Source organism: Enterococcus sp. 3H8_DIV0648, assembly GCF_002140655.1.
GTDB lineage: Bacteria > Bacillota > Bacilli > Lactobacillales > Enterococcaceae > Enterococcus_A > Enterococcus_A hulanensis.
Genome location: NZ_NGLG01000001.1, coordinates 2,111,816 through 2,120,516, shown reverse-complemented (window position 1 = coordinate 2,120,516; position 8,701 = coordinate 2,111,816). Strand labels below are relative to the sequence as shown.

Sequence of the window (8,701 nt, the reverse complement as noted above, 5' to 3'; positions counted from 1 at the left end):
GGATAGAAATCATCTTGTTCATTTTGCAAAAAGGAGTAGATGATTAGAAAATTTGAAAAGTAGGGATAGTATGAAAAAATGGGTAAGCACCGTCATGTTACTCAGCTTATTCGGCAGTTTTGCATCGCCACTTCTTGCAACCGCTGTAGACACTACGGAGAGTTCTTCTAGTAATTCAATTAGTAAAACCTCACCGCTAAATTCGCTCTCTAGTGATCCGCAAACAACAGTATCAACAGAGTCCGCCCCAATACCAGAGAAAACCGAGAACAAGGAAGATTCGACACAGATCGTCAATCACTTACAATTTGAAAATGACAGCCAATTCGTTAATAAGGATTCAGCCAAAGAACAATACGAATTAGATTTGGTTGGAAAAATTACTAGTTCAGTCGAAAACAACCAGTCAATCAGTTTTGAAATGACGAAACCCTTCACACTAGAAAATAGTAAAGACGAAGAGAAGATCATTCTAAATGAAGCGAAGGAAACGATTGGTACATACACTATTGATACAACGGGTGTGCGTGCAAAATATACATTGAACTTCAATAAATTGGTAAAAGGCGAAAATCGTTTTCGACTTGTCCTATTAGGCACGATTACCCGTGGTCCTGACAAGACGCTTGAGTTTTATCAAGAGGATCAAAAAATCTTTCAATTAGCTCTGCCAGAAATCAACGAGTCTAACGAAAGCTCCAGTGCAGTTGAAAGTGAAGCTTCGACTTCAACAGAGGCTAGTAAAGAGTCCAGCACCGAACCTAAAGAAACTAGTACGAGTCAAAGTAAGGCAGCAACTAAAGACAGTTCAAAAGAATCGACTGAAAACACAAAAGTGAAAGAGTCGAAACAAAAAAAGAGTGCCATCAAAGCACAAGCCGATGAACCCCAACAACCAAGAGAAGCAGGGCCAATCGATGAGCTATTTGCACAATATGCGCCGGGGGATAATTTTGTTAAAGACATAAGCTTAAACTTTGATCCCAATCCACCGACCATCAATTCCACCGTTGATTTTAATTTAAACTTCGCAATTCCAGAAGCTGTTCGAACTGAGATGGTTCCGGGTGACTATTACGAAATGGATTTTCCAGAAGGCTTGAAAATTACTTCTCCATCTCCTCATGGGAATCTAACAGATAGTGATGGAACAATTTACGGAACCTACGTTTTTGATGCGAACACTCAAAAAATACGAATTACTTTTACGCAGCAAGAGGGAGAGGATTTTCTACCCGCTGAGAGCGGATCAGTTTCTGCAGATGTTCACTTTGATACACAGAAAATTGGACAACCTGGTCCAACAACGATCATTTATCCAAGTAAAACCAATATTCCGCCATTGACGATCAACATCAAACCTACAGGTGGCGTCTCCATCAGTAAGGCTGGCAAAACAGATTCGAAAAATAATCCCAGTAAAGTCAATTGGACCGTTGATTTCAATAAAGATTTTTCGGAATTAGATAATCCTTTATTGACTGAGAATTTTCCTGACCAAGTGACCTTTAATAAAGCCGATACTGGAGCAGTCACTGTTTACCCATTAAATGTTGATTTCAACGGCAATGTCACTGGAACTGGACAGACACCGCTTGATCCAAGTACGTATACGGTTGCTGACGATGGTTCGATTCAATTCAACACTAAGATCAACAGTCCTTATCGTGTCATTTATTCTACAACCATCAAAGATTCAGTAAAACCAACCAATGGTGGAACAGTACCAATCACGAATACAGTTCATTTGAATACCGGTTCTGACAATTTGAAGGCTTCAGCGACAGTTCAGTTGAATTATAAAAAGGCTTTAGAAAAAGTTCAGACCGGCTATGACAGTATCAACCAAGAATATAGTTGGCTGATCCGCTACAATTATGGACAGAAAGAACTGGCTGATGATACGGTCATTTCCGATACGTATTCTTCTAATATGGATGTGGAGACAAATAGTTTCAATGTTTATACTGTCAATTTTGATAACAACGGCAATCCAGTCAATGGCGCGCCGCTTGATCCAAAGGATTATTCGATTGATACATCAACAAATCCGTTTACTGTGACCTTCAAGAATAATATTCAAGCAGGCAAAGCAATCAACATCGCCTATAAAACCAAGGTTAATAAGATTGTTGCAGCGAATAATCAGCAAGCAGTGACAAATGAGGCACAAACGAAAAATGTTCCAACAACACCCCAAGTAGTGACAAATCCAGTTCAACAGGTCGTTATCAAAAATAGACCGACTGTTGACGTAGGCACGAAGATGGCTCACTATGTGGTTGACCTAAACAAGAACAAATACGAAATGGACAATGCTCTTTTTACCGATACAATGAGTTATTCTGAACAAGGATATGTAAGTATCCCTTCAAAAGTGAAGAACCCGAATGGAGAAACAGATGCGGGGGTTGTGATTCATGATATAGATGACAACAACCGAGTTTTAAACGGGGCATTGCGGCTGTTAGGGAAAAATGGAGAAGATTTTGGAACAATCGGTGATCCAGCAACCGCAGATTATGTTCTTACTGTGAATGTTACTGCTGACCAAAAAGGATTCGAGAATTTTACTGTGAAGTTTCAAAATGGCTATGCCAAAACGAATCATCAGTTTCAGATGGAATACTACACTGCATATAATCAATTCAGTGAAGATGTCCCTAATCCAAATACAAGTGTTGATTATAAGAATACGATGCAAGCCGATTTTACGAATAACGGAACACCTTATTCATCTTCAAGTTCGACCGATTTCAAGACTAGCACTCAAGAAGTCAATCAAGGGATGAAGTCCGGCAGCTACAATCCAGCAACGAAGGAAATTACGTGGACCGTCATTGCAAACTACAATAATCTAAACGTGTCAGTATTTGGCTTCAAAGATCCAATCACTGGAAATCAAGTCTACGAACCGGATTCATTGACCGTGACAAGAGGAACGATCAATTCAAAAGGGAATTTCCAAGCGGCAACAGGAAATACCTATGGAGGCAATCAAGTCGGCAAAGATTATTTAAAGACGACCATTCCAGAACCAACTGGGGAAACTGAGCAAGGAACGCTAGCGATAGAGTTTGGTTCTAAAGCCAATTATATTCCGGGCTGGGATGAAACAGGTTCCCCAATGGTTTTCCGAATTCAATTCAAAACGACTTTAGAAGGAAAAATCGTTTATGATCAATCGACGTATCGGAATACTGCGATAACCACTGTTGAAGGAATTGAACAGCATTTGACAGCGTCAGTCTCAATTGCTTTTGGCGGGAAGTCAGCAGTTAAAACCGGAAAGTATAATACTCAAACGGGATTAATCAATTGGCAGTTGGATATCAATCCTAACCAATCGTTACTTTCAAATGTAAAAATTCAAGATACGCCAAGCTCTAATCAAATCCTGCAAGAAAGTTTTAAATTATATACTGGAAAATATTCAGGCTCAGGCAGTTCGACAACGGTTCAACCTGATCAGTTAGTTCCGAGCAGCCAATACAAAGTAAATGTGACGACTGATCCGGCAACAGGTCAGCAGAGTTTCACCGTTGATATGTCAGATATTCAGGAAAGACTAGATCCTAATAACCCTGGAGAATATCTAACTGGTGTAATCGAGCAGCCCTATGTATTGATTTACGATACTGAACCTAGCTTCACCTCTGAAATAGAGACTGTAACCAACGAAGCTTCGATCTCAAGCGAGGGTAGAGAGTTACCGGGAAAAGATGCGCGGCAGGTTATTACGGTGGCGATTCAGGAATCTAACGGTACAGCATTTGGAACGAAGGGGAAAATTATTGTTCAAAAAACTGACGGCAACGGCAGTATCGTTCCCGGAGCTGTTTTGCAACTGTTACGTAAAAATACAAAGACGAATAAGACCAACGTGTTGTATCAAACAACAACTAATAGTCAGGGAATAGCGACTTTTGGAAATTTGATCGCGACTAGTTCGACTTACGAATATTATGTTAAAGAAATTGAAGCACCCAATGGTTATACAATCTCACCGGACCTATTAAATGGAAGAAAAGTTTCGGTAGATACTGGCAGTGACACACCGATTACGCAGATTGAAAATAAACCAGTTAAAGTGCTTTTCAATAAGACTAATGGCGCTGGCGATCCGATAGCAGGCGGATTGTTTAGCCTTTATCAAAATAGTGGAACCAAGGAAACTCCCAATTACACATTCGTTAAGTCAATCGTACCAACAACGCAAGGCTTTGATTTATCAGGTCTCGGTGATGGCCAATATCGTATCCAAGAAGTAATTGCTCCAGACAACTATCAAATTAATCAAACGTTGATTGATTTTGAAGTGAAGAAAAACGAAGATAATACTCGCGGGGTATTCGTCAATGATCAAGCAGTCTCCGATGGTGTCCTGCAGCTAAAAGATTATCAAGGTTCAGCAGTCTTGAAGAAAACCGATGAATTCGGGAAAAATCTTGCAGGAGCAGGGTTCAGTTTACAACGGGCTGAGTTAAATTCGAATGACTTCAAAGACTATGGCGATCAAAGTTCCTATGTGACTAATAGTAACGGTCAATTAAACTTGAACAACTTGGCACCTGGGAAATACAAATTAAAGGAAAGCAAAGCGCCAGAAGGATACTATTTAAATAGTAGAGAAATTACTTTTGCTATCGATCCAGTATCGACTGGAAACCAAGCGCCAACAACGATTCAATTGAATAACGGCGAGGCTTTGATTGACTACCAAGGTTCCGCACGTTTCAAGAAAGTTGATGGGCGAGACTATCTGGAAGGAAAAGATACCCCGTTAGCAGGAGCGCGTTTCCAATTATATACGGCTGATGGGAAAACAACGATCGGAGATCCGGTCACTTCTGGAGCCGATGGGTATTTTACCTTTAAGAATCTAGCACCAGGTACAACTTATGCGATCAAGGAAACACAAGCGCCAGATGATTATCTGCTCAACCAACAGCTCGTTCGCTTTACGACGCCTACCTCCAACAATCAAGACGATACTGCGATCACGATCGATAATGCAGAACAGAAGATCGTTTTGGATGAAAAGACACCACTGAAAAACTATAAAGAAGGGGTACGGTTCCAAAAAGTTGATGCGAGTGGTCATGGTTTAGGCGGGGCAAAATATCAATTACTGATGCACAAAGGTGAAAACTGGCAGCCAATTACAGATTCAACCAAAGGAGCCGGTAGTGATGGCTTTTTCACTTCGGATGCGCTAGATGGGAATATTCAAGCCTTTGAACTGTCACCGGGAAGCTACAAGTTTGTCGAGAAAACTGCACCAAAGGGATATCTGTTGAACACCAAAGAAATTCCTTTTACAGTAGAAGACCAAGCTGAAAGCGATCCTCCTGTTTTGGATATTCCAATCAATGGGGATGCCAATGTTAACTACCAAGGAGCTGCCCAACTTTATAAAGAGGCAGAAAATACCTCGGATGATGGTTTCAGTAAACTAGCTGGAGCAGTTTTCGATGTTTATACGGACACTGCCAATCCGGAGAAAATGACACCGGAAAGTATTAAATCTGATGCTGACGGTAATGTGACCGTCAAAGGTCTAGCTCCGGGCAATTACTATTTCCAAGAAAGCTCGAATGAGAATAAGTATCTAGTGAATACACAAAAAATCAAATTTACGATTCCAGCGAGTGCAGAAGGCAAGCCGACAGTCGTCACAACAAACGATCAAACAGCGCCCGGCGATAAATTAACTTTACGAAATTATCTTGGAACGGTTGAATTGACGAAAGTCGACAAAGCCAATCAACCATTGAGAGGTGCGGAATTTACGGTTTATGATAAAAATGATCAACCTGTCGGAGAAGCAACTTCTGGCTCAGATGGAAAAGTCACAATTGATAAACTAGCACCCGGCGATTACACGATCAAAGAAACCAAAGCACCAGCTAATTATTTGATCAACGCTCAAGCCGTTGAATTTACCATTCCGAATTCGGCAGAGAGCCAACCGCAGACGATTACAATCAATCAGCCATTTGTGGATTATCAAGGCTCTGTTAAATTAATCAAAACTGATGTGAATGATAAGCCATTGGCAGGCGCGGAGTTCCAATTGTTGGATAGTAATGATCAGCCTGTGGGTAAAACAGTTGCCTCAGATGATAAAGGTGAAGTTCTCTTTAACGATTTGGCACCCGGTGATTACACCTTCAAGGAAATCGCTGCACCAACCGGTTACCTGATTAATACAACGACTATTCCAGTAACCGTTCCTAAAAAAGCCGAAGGACAGCCCGCGATAGTAACAGTGCAAGATCACTTTATCAACTATCAAGGAACTGCTCAGCTGACCAAAACTGATGGTGAAGGAAAAGTATTGCCAGGGGCGAAATTTAAAGTTGTTGATGCTGATGGCAAGGATGTTGCTGATAAAACAGCTACTTCAGATCAAGACGGTATTGTTCGCGTAACTGGTTTGGCACCCGGAAGCTATCGCTTTGTAGAAACGGAAACACCGAATAAAGGCAACGCGGGCAAGTATATCATGACGAATGAAGACTTAGCTTTTGAGATTCCAGCAGAAAATCAAGGCGCACCAGCGGTTGTTAAACTTGCTGAGGATGTCGCAAACTATCGGGGAACGATTCGACTTCATAAAATCGGAAACGATATATATGATGATTCCAAAATTATTGACCTAGCCGGAGCAGAATTCACACTCTATACAAAATCAGACTTCAGCGACACCGAACCTGCAAAAGTTAAATCTGATTCTAAGGGAATTGTTGAGTTCACGGATTTAGCACCGGGAACTTATTATGTGAAGGAAACAGCGGCACCTAATGGCTACTTGTTAAACACCTTCCCATTGACGGTCGTTATTCCTGATCGTGTACCAGTGACGCTGCCTATGACCGATGAACAAAACAATTTGAATAAAATCGAAGACGGCACCTATGTCGTTGACGCAGGGGATTTCCAAAATGCTCGAAAGGAAATTAACTTGAAGAAGACGGATGGTGAAAGTTCAGGCAGCTTAGATCTATCTAAGGTCATCTTTGCTTTATATATTGATGATGGATCAGCAACTGGGAAATTGATCAAGGATGACTTGAAACCAGAATCCAATGGCACGATTGATTTAAGCAATCTAGCTTTAGCAGATGGAAGTTACAAATTAGTCGAAACCCAGACCGCTCCTAACTATCTTATCAGCAGTCAACCGATTTATTTCGTGGTGGATAATCAGCAAGTTAAGGGAATGACTTTAGATTTGGCGAACTATCAAGCTTCTATTAAAGGAAGAAAAGTTAGCGGCAATAAAACACTCGCCGGAGCCGAATACGAACTCTTTAAATCCACTGATACAAATAATCCGGTGGAAACAATTGATAAGAATGGGAATACTCAAACGACGATCAAAACAGATAACGATGGTGCATTCTATGCCAAAGGATTGAGTGCTGGTGACTATATCTTGAAAGAAACCAAAGCACCAGTTGGTTATATCCTTGATACAACCGAGCATAAATTTACGATCTATCCGCAAAATGGCCAGCCAGCTACGCTTGATTTAGGAGATTTTGAGAATTATCAAGGAACGGTAAAGCTGACGAAGAAAGCGGAATCCGGGAAATTACTATCAGGCGCAGTCTTCGAAGTCCAAAAGAAGAATGGTGATTCAGTTCAAAAAGACTTGAAGACGAATGAAAAGGGAGAGGTTACCGCAAAAGATCTTGTTCCTGGTGAGTATCAATTTGTTGAAACGAAAGCACCAAAAGGATACTTGATTAATAGCACACCTACTCCGTTTACTATCGATGAAAAATCTAATGGCAAGCCCGCGGTAGTGATCGCTAGTGATAAATTCATAAACTATCAAGGTTCGGCTCGTTTCCGTAAAACAAATGTAAATCATAAACCGTTAGCTAATGCGAAATTTGAAGTGCATGATGGAGATGGAAAAGCTGTTGGTGAGGTTATCTACTCTGATAAAGATGGCGATGTTACAGCCACTGGATTAGCTCCTGGTAATTATAAGTTTGTTGAGACCGAAGCACCAGAGAGCTATTTGATCAATAAAACCGAGATACCATTTACAATCCCAACTAAATCAGCGAACAAACCCGCGGTGGTTGAAGCTCTAAATGGGAAAGATTTTATTAATTATCAAGGAAACGTTGAACTAACCAAGATTGATGCCGACAATGCCAATAAGCATCTATCAAATGCTGAGTTCCAATTGCTGGATAATAGCCACAAAGTACTGCGTGATAATTTGAAGACAGCAGCCGACGGAAAACTGCAAGTGACAAATCTGGCGCCAGGCAAGTATTACTTTAAAGAAACCAAAGGACCAGCAGGCTATCAATTGTCAGAGCAGCTGATTAGTTTTACGATGTCAGCGGCACATAGCGGCAAGCCTGCACAGGTTGAAGTGGTTGCTAAGAACAAATTGATACCTAACAAATCGAATACGACCAATAAACCACAAACGCCGAAACAAGGATATTATCCGAAAACGGGAGAGGAAAAAGGAGTCACTCTCTTTAGTATTGGAGCGATCATTGTATTGATAGTAGTGGGTATCGCTTATGTGCGAAAGAGAAAATAAGACAGAATAAAAATTATTATCAAATAATTAGTCTGAATTATAGCTGTCTCTTATACACATCTAGATGTGTATAAGAGACAGATACAATAATCTAAACGTGTCAGTATTTGGCTTCAAAGATCC

1 protein-coding gene is annotated in these 8,701 nt (G+C 40.7%); it reads left to right on the top strand.

Features of this window, described 5'->3' with window-relative positions:
• Positions 1-70: 70 nt before the first annotated feature.
• Positions 71-8,578, top strand: a complete 8,508-nt coding sequence (locus tag A5875_RS09835) for a SpaA isopeptide-forming pilin-related protein (protein ID WP_088933432.1) — start codon at positions 71-73, stop codon at positions 8,576-8,578.
• Positions 8,579-8,701 lie beyond the last annotated feature (123 nt).